This is a genomic window from Polynucleobacter yangtzensis (assembly GCF_001595965.1).
Classification (GTDB): Bacteria; Pseudomonadota; Gammaproteobacteria; order Burkholderiales; family Burkholderiaceae; genus Polynucleobacter; species Polynucleobacter yangtzensis.
This window is the reverse complement of the sequence record NZ_LOJI01000001.1, coordinates 398,425-414,660: the sequence shown is the minus strand read 5'-3', so window position 1 is coordinate 414,660 and position 16,236 is coordinate 398,425. Positions and strand designations below refer to the sequence as shown.

16 protein-coding genes and 1 tRNA gene are annotated in these 16,236 nt (G+C 44.7%); 8 read left to right on the top strand and 9 right to left on the bottom strand.

Annotated elements, in window-relative coordinates:
* The 5 genes from hemA (at nt 1) to JaK3_RS02190 (ending at nt 4,986) form a co-directional block, all read left to right on the top strand.
* A complete protein-coding gene (gene hemA, locus JaK3_RS02210; RefSeq protein WP_068320239.1) occupies nt 1-1,317 on the top strand; it encodes a glutamyl-tRNA reductase in 1,317 nt (438 codons plus the stop codon).
* Nucleotides 1,318-2,397, top strand: a complete 1,080-nt coding sequence (gene prfA / locus JaK3_RS02205; protein WP_068320237.1) for a peptide chain release factor 1 — start codon at nt 1,318-1,320, stop codon at nt 2,395-2,397. It begins immediately after the preceding gene.
* 26 nt (nt 2,398-2,423) lie between these two features.
* Entirely contained in the window at nt 2,424-3,266 is an 843-nt protein-coding gene (gene prmC, locus JaK3_RS02200; RefSeq protein ID WP_068320235.1) for a peptide chain release factor N(5)-glutamine methyltransferase, read from the top strand.
* 107 nt (nt 3,267-3,373) lie between these two features.
* Nucleotides 3,374-3,682 (top strand): Grx4 family monothiol glutaredoxin, encoded by a 309-nt coding sequence (gene grxD / locus JaK3_RS02195; protein WP_068320233.1) that lies wholly within the window; start codon nt 3,374-3,376, stop codon nt 3,680-3,682.
* 29 nt (nt 3,683-3,711) lie between these two features.
* Nucleotides 3,712-4,986 carry a DNA recombination protein RmuC gene (locus tag JaK3_RS02190; protein ID WP_068320231.1) on the top strand — a complete coding sequence of 425 codons (1,275 nt, stop codon included), beginning with the start codon at nt 3,712-3,714 and terminating at the stop codon, nt 4,984-4,986.
* Between the two features lie 123 nt (nt 4,987-5,109).
* Here JaK3_RS02190 and JaK3_RS02185 read toward each other — a convergent pair whose 3' ends face one another.
* The gene (locus JaK3_RS02185; RefSeq protein ID WP_068320229.1) at nt 5,110-5,694 is read right to left on the bottom strand and encodes a phasin family protein; all 585 of its coding nucleotides are present in this window, start codon (nt 5,692-5,694) and stop codon (nt 5,110-5,112) included.
* Between the two features lie 186 nt (nt 5,695-5,880).
* On the opposite strand from JaK3_RS02185, the gene JaK3_RS02180 reads away from it, so the two are divergent.
* A complete protein-coding gene (locus JaK3_RS02180; RefSeq protein WP_068320227.1) occupies nt 5,881-7,206 on the top strand; it encodes an MFS transporter in 1,326 nt (441 codons plus the stop codon).
* 49 nt (nt 7,207-7,255) lie between these two features.
* Here the strand turns inward: JaK3_RS02180 and JaK3_RS02175 are convergent.
* From JaK3_RS02175 to petA, 6 genes are all read right to left on the bottom strand, one after another.
* Nucleotides 7,256-7,331, bottom strand: a tRNA-Thr gene (locus JaK3_RS02175).
* An 18-nt stretch (nt 7,332-7,349) separates the two neighbouring features.
* The gene (locus tag JaK3_RS02170) at nt 7,350-7,757 is read right to left on the bottom strand and encodes a ClpXP protease specificity-enhancing factor (protein WP_068320225.1); all 408 of its coding nucleotides are present in this window, start codon (nt 7,755-7,757) and stop codon (nt 7,350-7,352) included.
* 29 nt (nt 7,758-7,786) lie between these two features.
* Nucleotides 7,787-8,398 (bottom strand): glutathione S-transferase N-terminal domain-containing protein, encoded by a 612-nt coding sequence (locus JaK3_RS02165; RefSeq protein WP_068320223.1) that lies wholly within the window; start codon nt 8,396-8,398, stop codon nt 7,787-7,789.
* A gap of 95 nt (nt 8,399-8,493) precedes the next feature.
* On the bottom strand, nt 8,494-9,267 hold the full coding sequence (locus JaK3_RS02160; protein WP_068320221.1) for a cytochrome c1: 774 nt from the start codon (nt 9,265-9,267) through the stop codon (nt 8,494-8,496).
* Between the two features lie 31 nt (nt 9,268-9,298).
* Nucleotides 9,299-10,699, bottom strand: a complete 1,401-nt coding sequence (locus JaK3_RS02155) for a cytochrome b (RefSeq protein WP_068320219.1) — start codon at nt 10,697-10,699, stop codon at nt 9,299-9,301.
* A gap of 10 nt (nt 10,700-10,709) precedes the next feature.
* Entirely contained in the window at nt 10,710-11,312 is a 603-nt protein-coding gene (petA, locus tag JaK3_RS02150) for a ubiquinol-cytochrome c reductase iron-sulfur subunit (protein ID WP_068320216.1), read from the bottom strand.
* A gap of 137 nt (nt 11,313-11,449) precedes the next feature.
* On the opposite strand from petA, the gene mscL reads away from it, so the two are divergent.
* Entirely contained in the window at nt 11,450-11,872 is a 423-nt protein-coding gene (gene mscL / locus JaK3_RS02145; RefSeq protein ID WP_068320214.1) for a large conductance mechanosensitive channel protein MscL, read from the top strand.
* An 87-nt stretch (nt 11,873-11,959) separates the two neighbouring features.
* Entirely contained in the window at nt 11,960-13,147 is a 1,188-nt protein-coding gene (locus JaK3_RS02140) for a trypsin-like peptidase domain-containing protein (RefSeq protein ID WP_068320212.1), read from the top strand.
* 20 nt (nt 13,148-13,167) lie between these two features.
* Here JaK3_RS02140 and JaK3_RS02135 read toward each other — a convergent pair whose 3' ends face one another.
* Nucleotides 13,168-14,772 (bottom strand): tetratricopeptide repeat protein, encoded by a 1,605-nt coding sequence (locus JaK3_RS02135; RefSeq protein ID WP_068320210.1) that lies wholly within the window; start codon nt 14,770-14,772, stop codon nt 13,168-13,170.
* Between the two features lie 104 nt (nt 14,773-14,876).
* Nucleotides 14,877-16,121 (bottom strand): porin, encoded by a 1,245-nt coding sequence (locus JaK3_RS02130; RefSeq protein WP_068320208.1) that lies wholly within the window; start codon nt 16,119-16,121, stop codon nt 14,877-14,879.
* Nucleotides 16,122-16,236: the final 115 nt, after the last annotated feature.

Below are 16,236 nucleotides of genomic sequence, written 5' to 3'. Positions count from 1 at the left end.
ATGAAGTTGTTGACACTCGGCATCAATCATCACACAGCGCCGGTCGCCATTCGGGAAAAGGTCGCCTTTGACCCTGAATTTCTTCAAGAAGCGTTGCACGATCTACGCCAACACTTGGTTGGTGCGAATCATGCTGGGCTGCCTGAAGCCACTATTTTGTCGACCTGTAACCGTACTGAGTTGTATTGCGCTGCGAATGATGACAATGCCGCAGGTATCTTGCATGAAGCAACCTTTGATTGGCTAGCAAAAACTCAACAACTTGCGCCTAGCAGTCTTGAGCCTCATATTTACTCTTTACCGCAATCCGATGCAGTTCGACATGCCTTCAGAGTGGCATGCGGTCTAGACTCGATGGTCATTGGTGAGACTCAAATCTTAGGACAAATGAAAGATGCGGTCCGCACAGCAAATGATGCTGGTGTTTTGGGAACTTATCTCAATCAACTCTTCCAGAAAACATTTGCGGTCGCCAAAGAAGTGCGCGGCTCAACTGAAATCGGCGCTCACTCTATTTCAATGGCTGCAGCATCTGTGCGACTCTCTGAACGCATTTTTGAAAAAATTTCAGATCAAAAGATTTTGTTTATTGGTGCTGGTGACATGATCACCTTATGCGCAACACATTTCGTTGCACGTAAACCTAAAAATGTTGCGATCGCCAATCGCACTATCGAGCGCGGCCAGGAATTAGCAGACTCTATTTCTGCGCAAGATGTAGAGGCTGAGTCCTTCAAACTCTCCGAGCTACCCGGCCGCCTTCACGAGTTCGACATTATTGTTTCTAGCACCGCTTCCTCACTGCCGATCATTGGTCTTGGTATGGTGGAAAGCGCCCTCAAGCAGCGTCGCCATAAGCCGATGGTAATGATTGATTTAGCAGTACCAAGAGACTTTGAACCAGAAATCTCCCGCTTAGATGACATCTATCTCTACACAGTGGATGACTTAGGAGTCATGATTCAAACTGGCGCCAATTTACGTCAAGCGGCAGTAAGTCAAGCCGAAGCGATCATCGAAGATCGTGTTGGCAACTTTATGCATTGGATGCAGGGTCGTAATTCTGTTCCACTCATTCAGGATATTCAACAGCAAGGTGAACGCTTGCGGCAGCTTGAGCTTGAGCGTGCAATGAAGCGCTTGATGCGCGGTGATGACCCACAAGAAGTTCTCAATGCGATGGCACAAGGTCTGACAAATAAATTTTTGCATGGCTCACTCCATGCGTTACAACACTCTAATGGCGCTGAGCGTGACGCCTTGATTAAGTTGTTACCTAAATTATTCGCCTCGCATTCCAAGCCAGAAGACCATTAGATGAAGCCCAGCATGCGGGCTAAGCTAGACCACCTAGACACGCGCTTAGCCGAACTCAATTCCCTATTAACTTCCGAAGAAGCTACCAAAGATATGGATGCCTATCGGAAGCTCACGCGCGAGCATTCTGATATTGCAACAGTAGTTGAACAATTCGGACTCTACAAGCAAGCCGAAGCCGATGCTCAAGCAGCAGAAGATATGCGCAAAGATCCGGAAATGAAAGATTTCGCGGACGAAGAGCAAAAGCAAGCTTTGGCTACTATGGAAGCGCTTGAGGGCACACTCCAGAAGCTATTGTTGCCTAAAGATGAGAACGATGAACGTAACGTTTTCTTAGAAATTCGGGCAGGTACTGGTGGTGATGAGAGCGCACTTTTCGCAGGCGATCTTCTGCGTATGTACACGCGCTTTGCCGAACGCCAAGGCTGGAAAGTAGAAGTGGTCAGTGCTGCTGAATCTGATTTAGGTGGATATAAAGAAGTGGTCTTGCGCCTCGTGGGGCAAGCCGTTTACTCGCGCCTAAAGTTTGAATCTGGTGGTCATCGTGTTCAACGCGTTCCACAGACGGAAACTCAGGGTCGTATTCACACCTCTGCCTGTACTGTAGCCGTTATGCCTGAGGCAGATGAACTTGAGGCGGTCAAGATCAACCCTGCTGAATTAAGAATCGATACTTTCCGCGCCTCAGGTGCTGGCGGACAACATATTAATAAAACAGACTCCGCGGTACGCATTACTCACTTACCAACAGGAACAGTGGTGGAGTGCCAAGACGATCGCAGCCAACACCGCAATCGCGAACAAGCCATGAAAGTATTAGTTTCTCGCATCATGGATGCACGCGAACGCGAGAAGCATCAACTCGAAGCACAGACCCGCAAATCTCTGATTGGCTCCGGAGATCGTAGCGATCGTATCCGAACTTATAACTTCCCCCAAGGTCGTATTACCGATCATCGCATCAACCTCACTCTATATAAGATTGATGCAATGATGGATGGCGATATAGACGATCTATGTAATGCCCTTGCCTCCGAGCATCAAGCCGAATTGCTTGCTGCACTTGGTGATAACTAAGTCATCAAGCAACGATCACCGAAACTGTGAGTGCCAATTTAAGCCTACGCGCTCTATTAAGAGACACGGCACTTGCATCTGCTGATGCAAAAGTACTTATGGCGTATGTTCTAGAAAAACATTACCAGCTTCCACGCTCCGCCCTACTATCACGTGATGAATTAGAGCTTAATGACAATGCTCTTGAAGACTGGAAAAAACTAGAGTCCAAGAGGCTGCAAGGTGAACCAGTTGCCTACCTCATTGGTAAAAGAGGTTTTCATAACATTGAACTGTATGTTGCCCCCGGCGTTTTGATTCCGCGCCCAGAGACAGAACTTCTTGTGGAAATTGGCCTGCAAGAAATAAAGCGTTTAAATACCCCAGTAAACATTTTGGATCTTGGTACAGGCTCTGGCGCGATTGCCCTCGCGATTGCAAGTGACGCCTCTCAGGCCATTGTTACCGCTACCGATCAATCCACCGAGGCATTGGAGATTGCCAAAACCAATGCAAAACAATTGAAGATTACCGATCGTGTGCAATTTTTCCAAGGCAGCTGGTATGAAGCTCTAGAGACTGGCGCCTCTTTTGACGTCATCTTGAGCAATCCACCGTATATTGCCTCCCAAGATTCACACTTAAATCAGGGTGACTTACGTTTTGAGCCTCTTTCAGCCCTCACCGATCATGGCACAGGACTTAGCTGCCTAGAATCAATTATTTCTGGGGCCCGGCTACACCTAAACCCGAATGGCTTAATTGCGGTAGAACATGGTTTTGACCAATCAGAAGCGGTCGTATCCCTAATGAAGCTAGCAGGGTTGCGTGATATTCAAACCCATGTAGATTTGGGTGGGCATTACCGTATTGCCTCGGGCAGAAAATAAAGCCAAATAACCTTTTTTCACATTAAGTCTTAAAATCAACTAAACCTTGTTTTTAAAACTGTCTTAGCAATAAGACTGCTGCAGTAGAAATTTATTAGAAAGAATGTATGGACACTCAAGCTCAAATTAAAGAAATCGTTACTAGCCACCCTGTTGTTTTATTCATGAAGGGGACTGCTCAGTTTCCGCAATGCGGCTTTTCCGGAAATGCTGTGAATATCTTGCGCGCTAGTGGCGTTGAAAAACTCCATACCGTAAACGTCTTAGAAGATGCAGGCATTCGTCAGGGCATCAAAGAATATGCAAACTGGCCCACTATTCCTCAGCTCTATATCAATGGTGAATTTATTGGTGGTTCTGACATCATGACTGAAATGTTTCAGTCTGGTGAACTCCAAAAGCTTGTTAAAGCTTAATTACTCTTTTTGTAGAGACTATTGACGCTGTGAGTTTTGATTTAAGCTCTCTTCTACTGTTTGGCCTGCCATTAGGATTATGTGCAGGCCTTTTAGTTTATGCGCTTAACTTACGCTCCGCCCTTGCTCGCCTTGAGCTCCAGGCTCAGACTGAGATTGCGCTCACTCAAAGCCTTCGCATCGAACGTGATCAAGCGTTACAAAGTGCAATCCGCCTAGAGGCAGAGTTAGATTCAGAGCGCAAACAGGGTTTAGGCAGAATTGAGTCACTTAACGAAGCAAAAGAAGCGCTGACAAATCAGTTTAAAAATTTGGCCAATGAAATCTTGGAAGATAAATCCAAGCGCTTTACCGAACAAAATGCGGCAAGCTTAGATGCCCTTCTTAAGCCTTTGCAAACTAAGCTTACTGAATTCAAAGAGCAAGTAAGTAGCTCTTATGGCAATGAAGCTCGCGAGCGCCATGCCCTGAAAAGTGAAATTGAGCGCTTAGCTAATCTGAATCTACGTATGTCAGATGAAACACGCTCATTAACTCAAGCACTAAAGGGTGACTCCAAGGTTCAAGGCAATTGGGGTGAGTTGGTGCTGGAATCAATCCTGGAATCCTCTGGTCTGCGCAAGGGCGAAGAGTACTTAGTTCAGGATAGTCATACACAAAGCGATGGCTCACGCCTACAGCCGGACGTTGTTATCAAGCTGCCTGAGGGCAGAAGCCTGGTAGTTGATAGCAAAGTATCGATTACGGCCTATGCCAGACATGCCGAAACCACAGACCCTGTAACAGCCGAACAAGAACTGGCCGCGCATATTCAGTCACTGCGCCAACATATTCAAGGCCTTTCTGGAAAGAACTACAGCTCCCTCTATGGGGTGGGCTCAGTGGATTTCGTTTTAATGTTTGTACCGATAGAGCCTGCATTCTTACTAGCATTAAAGACTGCGCCCAACTTATATCAAGAGGCGCTAGCCAAGAATATTGTTCTAGTTTGCCCAAGCACTTTAATGGCGACACTTAGAACAGTTGCCCATCTCTGGCGACAAGATCATCAAAATCGCAATGCATTGGAGATCGCAAAACAGTGTGGCAATCTTTACGACAAATTTGTTGGCTTTGTAGATGACTTAGAAAAGCTAGGTCAACGATTAGATCAAGCGCAAACTAGTTATCACGATGCGTTTAATAAACTGAAAACTGGTAAAGGCAACCTCATTCGCTCAGCTGAAAAAGTGCGTGAGCTAGGCGTCAAACCCAGCAAGAGCCTGGCTTCGCCACTAATTGAATCATCTGCGGACTTTGAGTAATTCCACCTCTCTGTCTTAGTGAATATTCAATAGACTTAGATAAACAAAAACCCCGCCTAGTTTTCACTAAGCGGGGTTTTTCTTAAGACTTACTACTAAATTTAGTTCTGAATAAGCTCTAAATTAAGCAGCTTTGCGGCTACGTGATGCAGGAGTAGCAGATTTTTTAACTTGAGCAATTTGACCTTGTACAGCTTCGATTGCTTGATCAGCAGTTTTCTCTGCAGTAGCAAAAGCCTCTTTGCTAGCAGCGCGGAACTGTTCAAAACCTTGCAATGCACTACCGTATACAGTTTTGAATGAAGATAAGAAAGTATCAGAACCTGCAGGTGCATTAGCAGCAACTGTGTTGATCCAATCTTGGAAGCCATCTTGCAATTGGTCGATGCTTGCATCAACAACATTTACGAACTCTTTATTGCTATCACGCAATACTTTGCTTACTTTCTTTTGGTAAGCAACAGCTTGATTGCCAGCAGCTTGCAAAGAATCGGCAGTAAAGATTTCAGTAACTTGCTTTGGATCTTTTGCAGTCAATACTTGCTGAATGCTGTCTTGTGTATTTACCAATGCGTCTTTAGAAGCAGCGTAGTTCAACTCAGCCAATTTTTGAGCATTTTCCAAAGCAGCTTCGCTCAGAGAAAATGTAGCCTCAAGGCCTTTGCTGTTAATTTGGGACAATTTAGCGGTGATTTGATCTTGGTTCATGTATTTCTCCAGAAATTAAGTGGTACAACTGTCAATTAAGTGCATTTAAGGAGATTTAAGATGCCTTAAATATTGCACTGCACCATGAAACTGTAACTGAATGAAAATGACAAATCAAGAAGTATTTGCTGCTTTGCAATAAATATATCGCTATTTAGATATAAACCTAATTAAATCAATAACTTAATGCAAATTCAGAATTCCCATTCTTATCGAAAAGTAGCGATTGCAGCCTGCTTTGGGACCTTTTTGGAGTGGTACGACTTTTTAACTTTTGCCACTCTGGCCGTTATTTTTGCCCCCCTATTCTTTCCGTCCACAGACCCGAATACAGCCCTTTTAGCGAGCTTAGCGACCTTTGGAGTGGGAATGGTGGTAAGACCCATTGGAGCAGCTTTATTTGGCTCTATGGGCGATCGTATTGGCCGAAAACCCGTATTTATGATCACCATTGCTTTGATGGGTGTCGCAACTGTTAGCGTAGGCTTTTTGCCTACCTATGCTCAAGCAGGCATTTGGGCCCCCATCTTGCTGGTCAGCCTGCGCCTACTCCAAGGGCTATCTGCAGGCGGGGAGATTGGCGGGAGCGCCGTCTACCTCACTGAACACGCAGGCAATGAACGTAGAGGATTTAAGACAAGCTTTTTACAGCTAATGGGACCGCTAGGCATCTTATTTTCAACACTACAAATTGCTTTACTTAGAAACTACTTAACTCCAGAAGAATTTCAGGCCTGGGGTTGGCGAGTGCCATTTTGGGTTTCTATTGTTTTGCTGATGATCGCTTTTAAAGCTCGGATTGCCCTTGAAGAAACGCCCATCTTTTTGGAGCTGATTAAAAATAATCAGAACGCTACAAATCCTTTAGTCACTAATTTTCGCGATCCCCATACTCGCAAAAGAATGTTTCTACTCTTCTTTTGTATCTCCTCCGGTGGTGCTGTTCTTTTCTTTTGTGTTCAGGTTTACACGGCAATCTTTTTAAAGACATCCGTTAAATTGGCGCCAGCAACAGTTGATCAACTTAGTCTTTACGCAACTCTCTGCCTTTTGCCTTTAACTGTTTTTGCTGGCTGGCTATCAGATAAGGTGGGTCGCAAACCAGTGGTAGTAAGTGGCCTTCTTTTAGGCGCATTTATTATTTTGCCGACCTTTCATGCGCTTCAGTATTTTGGCTCGCAATATCTAGAGCTAAGCCATCAAGAAAATATTCTATCGATTGGTTTATTGCTTACTTGTTTATCTCTTGCGCTGGCTTTGGTAGTGGGCCCACAGACCGCACTGCTTGCAGAGCTATTTCCGGCAAGATCACGCAATAGTGCAGCAACACTTCCACACAATCTTGCAGCTGGTTGGATAGGTGGTCTATTACCTCTGATCGTAACTTGGTTAAATCAAAAATGGGGGAATGATATTGCGGGACTTTGGTATCCAACCATCTTCTTGGGAAGCGCTGCAATCCTTGCGCTACTGTATTTACCGGAAACTAAAAAGATTGATTTGAGTGTCTAGAAGCTTGAATGAAAAAAGCCTCTAATTTTTTTAGAGGCTTTTTAAATTTTGGTGCCCCTTGTCCGACTCGAACAGACCACCTACTGATTACAAATCAGTTGCTCTACCAGATGAGCTAAAGGGGCAACGGGATATATTTTAGCCTATTTCACAATCTTCAAGGAAGGTCTTATAGATTTAGGCTTTTCTGGGGCCCCATCATCAGCATCTGCGATGTGTAAATCTCTGGCCTGAGCTGGGTCAAATGGGAAAGACATCCCCTGTCCATTCTCCCTGGCATAGATTGCTAATACATGAGTAACTGGCACCAGGATCTTCCGCGGAACCCCACCAAATCGCGCCTGGAAACTAATCCAGTCGTTTTCCATCTGAAGCTGGTGACAGGCCTCCAGGGAGAGGTTAAGGACAATCTCATCATTCTTCACGAACTCCATCGGCACTTCCACCCTAGCATCAACAAATACGGCAATGAAGGGTGTAAAACCAAAATCCGTGCACCACTGATGTAGAGCACGGATTAGATAGGGTTTATTGCTTGGGACGTCAGACATACTGACTATTAATGAACCGCTGAAACTGCTTAGCGGCGCATTACCTTCTCAGAAGGAGTCAAAGCTTCAATATATGCAGGTCTGCTGAAAATACGCTCAGCATATTTCAAGAGAGCAGCAGCATTACGAGAAAGATCGATGCCATAGTGCTCAAGACGCCATAACAAAGGTGCAATTGCAACGTCTAGCATTGAGAACTCATCGCCCAACATGTACTTATTTTTTACAAAAATAGGTGCAAGCTGAGTCAAACGATCACGAATCGCTAAACGCGCTTTTTCATGAACCTTCTCAGCAGCCTTACCTTTTTCGTTTTCCAAGGCTGCTACGTGCACAAATAATTCTTTCTCAAAATTAAAGAGGAAGAGGCGCGCACGTGCACGTGCTACTGGATCAGGCGGCATTAATTGCGGATGAGGGAAACGCTCATCAATATATTCATTGATGATGTTTGATTCATACAAAATTAAGTCGCGCTCAACCAAGATAGGAACTTGGCCATATGGGTTCATTACAGAGATGTCTTCTGGCTTATTAAACAAGTCAACATCGCGGATTTCAAAATCCATGCCTTTTTCAAAAAGCACCAAACGGCAGCGTTGCGAGAATGGGCAGTTAGTACCCGAGTACAACACCATCATAAATTTATTTCCTTAAATTTCTACTTCAATACAACAAACGCACAACAGCGTTAAATATTGTCGCCAATAGACCCCGAAGGGTCTATCACATTCAATTAATGAATATCTTTCCAATAAGCTTTATTCAAGCGCCAAGCTAGGAGAGTAAAGACAGTGAGGAACAAGAGCACGATGACGCCAAGGCGTTTGCGCTCTAACTGAACTGGCTCAGCCATCCATGACATGAACGCAACCAAGTCGGCCATATTGTCGTCGTACTCCTGTGACTTCATGGTGCCCGGTGTTAATTGCTCAAAGCCTACAAATACTTTCTCCACTCTGCTTTCGTCATGAGGATCTTTACGCTCCTCAAACTTCGCAGCACGCTCACCTTGCAACTGCCATAGAACATGAGGCATACCCACGTTTGGATATACCAAGTTATTCCATCCAGTTTGAGTCGTATCATCTTTATAGAAAGTACGGAAGTAGGTATAAAGCCAGTCAATGCCACGCGCACGTGCTTCAACAGATAAATCTGGTGGAGTCTTACCAAACCATGCCTTGCCTTCTTTAGGTGTCATGGCAATAGTCATCAAATCACCAACCTTGGCATCCGTCAAAATCAAATTGTCTTTGATTTGCTGGTCTGTCAAACCAATATCGCGTAAGCGGTTGTAACGCATGCTGGTTGCTGAATGGCAATTTAAGCAATAGTTCACAAAAATCTTTGCGCCGTTTTGTAATGAGGCATTGCTACTTACGCGATCAGGGGCTTTGTCTAAAGGAAAGCCTCCTTCACTTGCATTGGCAGCAACACCAAAGCCGAGGGCGGCAACCAATACTGTTGCTTGGCAGACGCCCATCAAAGTTTGCAGAATTCGTTTCATGCTAGTTCCTAGTTTCTCTTTGGTGTCTGAATTAATGGGATTCAAAAGTAACGCGCGTCGGAACTGGCTTGAAGGTACCAAGCTTGCTCCAGAAAGGCATTGCCAAGAAAAAGCCCAGATAATAAATCGTACAAATCTGAGAAATCTTTTCAAATACTGGTGATGGTGGCTCGATACCCAAGTAACCCAAGATTACAAAGCTAACGATAAATACACCATAGATGTATTTATGAAACTGAGGGCGATAGCGAATAGATTTCACTGGTGACTTATCAAGCCAAGGCAAGAAGAACATGATCACAACAGAACCACCCATGATCACAACACCCCAAAACTTAGCATCAAAGAAATAGAAGCCGGCAGCCAATACCACTGCAATTGCTGCGCATGCACCCTTCACTTTTTTGTCGCTTGAACTTCTGGCAAACATTCCAAGAATGATGGCCAAGAAGATCCACAACGGCAATAAGAAGTTAGTAGTGGTTGCACGCAACATAGAGTAGAACGGCGTGAAATACCAAACCGGTGCAATGTGTGTCGGAGTTACAAATGGATTCGCTGGAATGAAGTTATTCGCTTCCAAGAAGTATCCACCCATCTCTGGTGCAAAGAACACGATGCAAGCAAATACCATCAAGAACCCACCCAAGTACATTACGTCATGAACGCTGTAGTAAGGGTGGAATGGAATGCCGTCAACTGGGTGACCATTGGCATCCAAGTTCTCTTTAATTTCTACGCCATCAGGATTGTTTGAGCCAACTTCATGCAAAGCAAGAATGTGTGCTGCAACTAAGCCAATCAATACCAATGGAATAGCAATGACGTGGAATGCGAAGAAACGGTTGAGGGTAGCATCACCAACAACATAGTCACCACGCAACCATAAAGATAGATCTGGGCCAATGAGTGGGATTGCGGAGAACAAGTTCACAATCACTTGAGCGCCCCAATAGGACATTTGACCCCATGGGAGCAGGTAACCGAAGAACGCCTCGCCCATCAAGCACAAGAAAATTGCGCAACCGAAAATCCAGATCAATTCACGTGGCTTGCGATAAGAACCGTAGATCAAACCACGGAACATGTGCATGTAAACCACGACAAAGAACATCGAGGCGCCAGTTGAGTGCATGTAGCGAATCAACCAACCCCATGGCACTTCGCGCATGATGTATTCAACAGACTCAAATGCTTTAGCCGCATCTGGTTTGTAGTTCATCACCAAGAAAATGCCGGTAATGATTTGAATTGCTAAAACAACGATTGCAAGTGCACCAAAGATGTAGAAAAAATTCAGGTTCTTAGGAGCATAGTACTCACTCATGTGACGCTTGAATGCGTCTGTAACAGGCAAACGTGAGTCAACCCATGCCATTAGCTTTACTGCGGCTGACGCGTCTGCAGGAACTTCTTTTTCGTGAAATGCCATTTATCTCTCCTTAGGCCTTCTTATCTTCGCCAACCAGAATCTTGGTATCGCTCAGGTACATATGTGGCGGTACTTCCATGTTGTCTGGGGCTGGTTTGTTTTTAAATACGCGGCCTGCCATGTCAAAGGTAGAGCCGTGACATGGGCAAAGGAAGCCACCTGGCCAGTTATTAGGCAAGGAAGGTTGAGCACCGGATTCAAATTTAGCTGTAGGAGAACAACCTAAGTGCGTGCAAATACCAACAACCACAAGGTACTCTGGCTTAATAGAGCGCCACTGATTTTGAGCGTAAGGGGGTGTGAATTGAGCTGGATCACGCAAAGAATCTGGATCAGCTAATTCGCCATCAATCTTGGACAACTCTGCAACTTGCTCAGGGGTACGACGCACCACCCAAACAGGTTTACCACGCCATTCGACCATTCTCATCTCGTCCGGCTGCATGCCAGCGATGTCGATTTCAACAGCAGCGCCAGCGGCTTTAGCACGCTCGGAAGGCTCAAAACTGTCTACAAAAGGGTAAAGGGCTGCGGCTGCACCTACGCCTCCAACCGCCGATGTGGCGATCAGCCAGTTGCGGCGATCCTTGTCCATACAGGGCTTGTCACTCATTTACAAAATTCCTAAAAAGGGTATTTATGGGTGGAAATTGCTTAAAGGTAGGATTTTAAAGTAAAAAGTGGGGTAAGCAAGAAAGTTATGGGGTTAATCTCTGGTTAATCTGGATCTTAGTTAAAAGGAAGGCATTTATGAGCGTTTTAAAGGAATTTCGGGACTTTGCCGTCAAGGGCAACGTGGTCGATTTAGCGGTTGGCGTCATTATTGGCGGGGCTTTTGGGAAAATCGTGGATTCCCTGGTAAATGACATCGTTATGCCCGTTATTTCAAGCCTTTTAGGGGGACATATCGACTTTACGAACCTTTTTATAGTCCTTGGCCGAATTCCTGAGGGTGTTCCTAGGACATTTGATGCCCTCAAAAAGGCCGGGGTACCCATTTTTGCCTATGGCAATTTCATCACCATTTCGATCAATTTCGTTCTTTTGGCCTTTGTCATTTTTCAGATGGTGAAAGTAGTAAACAAGATTCGCATCATGGATGCGCTACCACCTCCTCCAGTTCCGGAAGATGTAGTGTTGCTGCGTGAAATTCGTGACAGCCTAAAAAAATAATTTGCTCAACGGAATTTATAAAAAGATATGTGAATTGGTGGAAATCGTTTTTCTCAACCATCCAGCACACATCCAAAATACCTCAACATGAATTCCTCTCTTCAAAAATATTGGCTCGTTTTTTCCCAAGCTGTCACAGTCATGTTGGCAGCATTGTTTATTGTTGCCACACTAAAACCAGAGTGGCTTTCAGAGCCAAGAGTTACTTCTTTAGCAAATACCGCTTCATTTAAAGAAAGTGATTACGATGGCCAACTAAGTCCGGGCTCATATCATGATGCAGTCAAGCGCTCAATGCCGGCAGTGGTGAATATTTTTACTAGCAAAACAAATTCAAAACCTAAACCCCGTAAGGGTGCGGGCCCGAATTTAGCCGATCCTTTATTCAAGTTTTTCTTTGGAGATCAGCCACCAGAGAAAGAGCCCAGCTCAAGCCTAGGATCCGGTGTTCTGGTCAGTTCTGATGGCTACATATTGACCAATCATCATGTGATCAGTGATGCAGATGAAATTGATGTTGCTTTAGCAGACGGACGAAAAGTAAAAGCAAAAGTAATCGGCAGTGATTCCGAGACTGATATTGCTGTTTTAAAGATTGAAGTTAAACAACTGCCAACACCCATTACGTTCGGCAAAGTTGAATCAGTGCATGTAGGTGATGTTGTTCTTGCAATTGGCAACCCCTTTGGAGTGGGCCAAACAGTAACCTCGGGCATTGTTTCTGCGTTAGGACGCGATCATGTAGGCATCAATACCTTTGAAAATTTTATACAGACAGACGCAGCAATTAATCCCGGAAATTCTGGTGGCGCCCTCATAGATACCCGCGGTAATCTCATCGGAATTAACACGGCAATTTACTCAAATAATGGCGGATCCATGGGCATTGGGTTTGCGATCCCAGTCAACCTTGCCAAGCAAGTAATGGAGTCCATACTAGCTAACGGTAGCGTTACGAGGGGGTGGCTTGGGGTTGAGCCCCAAAACCTTTCCAAAGAGCTTTCAGAGTCTTTGGGGCTGCCTGGCAATACTACTGGAGTCCTTTTATCCGGCGTGCTGGAAGGAGGCCCGGCAGCACGAGGAGGCGCAGTGCCGGGGGATGTTCTGATAACCATTGATAACAAACCTGTTACAGATGTTCGCGGGCTCCTGAATCAGGTTGCCAAAATCAATCCTGGCAACCAAGCCAAGCTGACCATTTTGCGCAAAGGCAAAGAGATAGAATTAACAGCGCAAATTGGGAAGCGCCCTAAGCCTAAACAGCAGCTTAATTAGAGAGGGGTTAACTTTAAGGGTTATGCCCCGTCTTTTGCCAGTTGCGTTAAATCGCCCTGAACCTCATGTATGACTTTTTCCCAATTTTGATACTCGTGCTGAGTGTAAATTTTTGCCGTTGGGTACCAAGGACTTAGGTTTGTATTTTTTAGCCAACGCCAGCAACTATCAAATCTATTGAGAATCCATACGGACTTGCCTAAAGCGCCGGATAGGTGAGCCATAGAAGTGTCAACTGTAATTACTAAATCTAAGTTTTTAATCAATGCTGCAGTATCTGAAAAACTATTTAGCAAATCGGTGTAATCAAAAAAATTGTTTTTTGTCCAATAGCGATTTTTTTCTAGGTACTCGGGGGTTTGAAGACCCTCGCCCTTTTGCAAGCAAAAGTAACTAATATTTTCAATATTGGAGAAGGGGTAGTAACTTGAAAAGGGGATGTTTCTTCTCTCATTCATTGCCCAAAGATTAGGATCTTTCTTGTATCCACCACTCCAAACCAAGCCTACCTTTAACCCAGAATGATTTGCAATCTTTTGCTTCCACCAACTTACTTTATTGTCGTCCACTTGAATATAAGGGATCTCAGCAGGGATGGTGTCAATATTTGTTTTGAATAAATATGGCAAGCTCATCAGCGCAGATTGATAGTCAAAACCGCCTGCTTCCACCTCACCAATATTCAGCACCTGTATATTCAGCGGTTGAGCAGCGAGCAACTCTTTTAGCTCGCTTTGAACTGCCAGCGTAATGTGCTGACTGAATTTGCTTAAATTTTCTAGGTATCTATAAAACTGAATGGTATCTCCAAGACCCTGCTCAGCCCATACCAATATTTTTTTATCCGCAAGGTTAGCGAGCGACTCTAGTTTTGGAATTTTTTTAAAAGGATTGCTTATTCTTGAGCTGCAATAAAAACGGGATTCGTAATCTCTCCAACCGTCCGAAAAGTTGGCCTCCGCCAATTTCAAGACTGAGTAATTCGATAACGTATCAGCATCCCCAGGAAATATTCTAAGCGCCTTCTGAAAAGAATCATGGGCCTCTTTTAAGCGCCCCAAGCCTAGCTCAGCATTCCCCTTATTTGAATAGGCCTCTAAGTACCCACCATCTAGAGATAACGCTTTTTCATAGCAACCAATAGCATCTTGCAGATTGCCCATTGAATCTAAAGTGACGCCCTTATTCAACCATGCAGCAGGGTCAGCATTATCTAACTCAAGAGCCTTATCAAGACGCTGTAAAGATTCTGTAAATTTTCCTATGTTGCGAAAAATCGCGCCCATATTGATTAAGGCAGGAACTAAATCGGGATTTAACTTCAAAGCCTTTTCAAAGTAGATTTCTGCATTTTCATACTTTTGAATATGCGAAAAAATCAAGCCCAACTGAAAGTTAGCCTCATATGTCTCGTTGACCTCTAAAGCAGCATCAAAAGACTTTGCCGCCTGCAATAGGTCATTTGCCGCTAAATGTAATTCTCCCAGCAAGTAAGCAGACTCATATTCAAAGTCTTTCGCTGGAGCCAAACTGAGCACCTCGATAGCAGAAGTGATTTGTCCTTGATTGTATAAATCCAGAGCTAAAAAGTACCTAGCCTTTTGGTCAGAGGGGTTTGCCTTCATGAATACGTCCAAATATAACTTCCTAATGAAAAAACCCGCTGTGTTGCCACAGCGGGTTAATTTAATACCTAACTAATTGTTTACTAGCGTTAGCTAGCATTCAATTAGAAAGTGTGACGTACGCCAAGAGCGTATTGGCTGATTGCAGAACCAGCTTGCGCGCCAACTACAGTACCACCGTTAACTGAGGAAGTTTGGCTGTGGCCAAAAATACCGTACAAGTTTGTACGCTTGCTCAAGTAGTAGTTAGTACCTAACTGGTATGCAGTGATGTTAGCTGTTGGCTCACCTACGCCAAAAGCCTGGTAACGACCTACACCAGCAGAAGCCCAAGCTTCGATTGTTGGGGTAATGTAGCTACGAACACCGATCTGTTGACCAGTACGCTTGAGGTACTGGTTAGAGTTAGTGGCAGAAGTAATCTTACGATTTACGTAGTTAGCATATGCCTTCAAAATACCAAAGTCATAAGTTGCACCACCGTAGTACTGAGTATCACCAGTGTTTGTTGTGCTTGAAACTGTTACTGGAGTTGAAGGAAATGCGCCGGCTGCTGTGAAAGAAGCTGCCGCACCCTGGATTTGCTCTTGCTTGAAATTAGAGTACGCAGCAGCAACCAACAACTTTTGCCATGTGTAATCAGCAGAAATACTTGCACCAGAGAAGTTATTGCTTCCACCAACAGTGGTTGCAGTTGAACCAAGTGTACCTGCAGACTGAGCAACTGCAGCTTGCGTACGCTGTGTAATGTCAGATGCATTTTGTACGTAGTTAGCAGCCAAACGGAAACCAGCCATACGAGCTGTTTCAGCGTACAAGCTGTTAGTTGTCAAAATAGTTACTGCAGTAGAAGCAGCGCCTTGACCATCGGTTGCAGTTGTAACACCAACTGGACGAATGATGCTACCAGCAACGTTGTTGGCTGCGCCTGGGTCAGTTGGGTTCAACGCGTTCAGCCATAATGCTGTGTACTGTGTACCGATAGAAGCTTGACCAATACCGTTCTTCTTCAAACCAACGAAAGTTTGACGGTTGTTAGGAGCCCAAGTTGTGTTCTCTGGTTGGAGGCCGAATTCTGCAGTAAAGAATGCAGATGAACCACCACCTAAATCTTCAGTACCTTTGAAACCGATACGGCTTGAAGTTTCAGCAGACTGGCTAAACTGGTTTGTGTTTGTTTTAACTGTTGCTGGACCGTTACCCTGAACAGCCGCTGTACCAGCAGGTGCGCGGCTAGATACGCCACTGTAACCAACGTCCAAAATACCATACACAGTCACGGATGACTGAGCTTGAGCAGCAGATGCAAATGCACCGATAGCTGCAACTGCTAATAGCGATTTTTTCATTCTTTAAATCTCCAAAAATTAAAAGTAATGCCCAAATAAAACTGGGACTTACGAATTTTGCTTCTTTTGCTTCGCCAGACTGGGGTTCAGGGTATTTAGGAGCTCTTTTTGCTTG

Bases quoted from the DNA above. Each gene is read 5' to 3' on its own strand.
- hemA (WP_068320239.1), top strand. From the start codon at position 1: ATGAAGTTGTTGACACTCGGCATCAATCATCACACAGCGCCGGTCGCC.
- prfA (WP_068320237.1), top strand. From the start codon at position 1,318: ATGAAGCCCAGCATGCGGGCTAAGCTAGACCACCTAGACACGCGCTTA.
- grxD (WP_068320233.1), top strand. From the start codon at position 3,374: ATGGACACTCAAGCTCAAATTAAAGAAATCGTTACTAGCCACCCTGTT.
- JaK3_RS02185 (WP_068320229.1), bottom strand. From the start codon at position 5,694: ATGAACCAAGATCAAATCACCGCTAAATTGTCCCAAATTAACAGCAAA.
- JaK3_RS02180 (WP_068320227.1), top strand. From the start codon at position 5,881: ATGCAAATTCAGAATTCCCATTCTTATCGAAAAGTAGCGATTGCAGCC.
- JaK3_RS02170 (WP_068320225.1), bottom strand. From the start codon at position 7,757: ATGTCTGACGTCCCAAGCAATAAACCCTATCTAATCCGTGCTCTACAT.
- JaK3_RS02165 (WP_068320223.1), bottom strand. From the start codon at position 8,398: ATGATGGTGTTGTACTCGGGTACTAACTGCCCATTCTCGCAACGCTGC.
- JaK3_RS02160 (WP_068320221.1), bottom strand. From the start codon at position 9,267: ATGAAACGAATTCTGCAAACTTTGATGGGCGTCTGCCAAGCAACAGTA.
- JaK3_RS02155 (WP_068320219.1), bottom strand. From the start codon at position 10,699: ATGGCATTTCACGAAAAAGAAGTTCCTGCAGACGCGTCAGCCGCAGTA.
- petA (WP_068320216.1), bottom strand. From the start codon at position 11,312: ATGAGTGACAAGCCCTGTATGGACAAGGATCGCCGCAACTGGCTGATC.
- mscL (WP_068320214.1), top strand. From the start codon at position 11,450: ATGAGCGTTTTAAAGGAATTTCGGGACTTTGCCGTCAAGGGCAACGTG.
- JaK3_RS02140 (WP_068320212.1), top strand. From the start codon at position 11,960: ATGAATTCCTCTCTTCAAAAATATTGGCTCGTTTTTTCCCAAGCTGTC.
- JaK3_RS02135 (WP_068320210.1), bottom strand. From the start codon at position 14,772: ATGAAGGCAAACCCCTCTGACCAAAAGGCTAGGTACTTTTTAGCTCTG.
- JaK3_RS02130 (WP_068320208.1), bottom strand. From the start codon at position 16,121: ATGAAAAAATCGCTATTAGCAGTTGCAGCTATCGGTGCATTTGCATCT.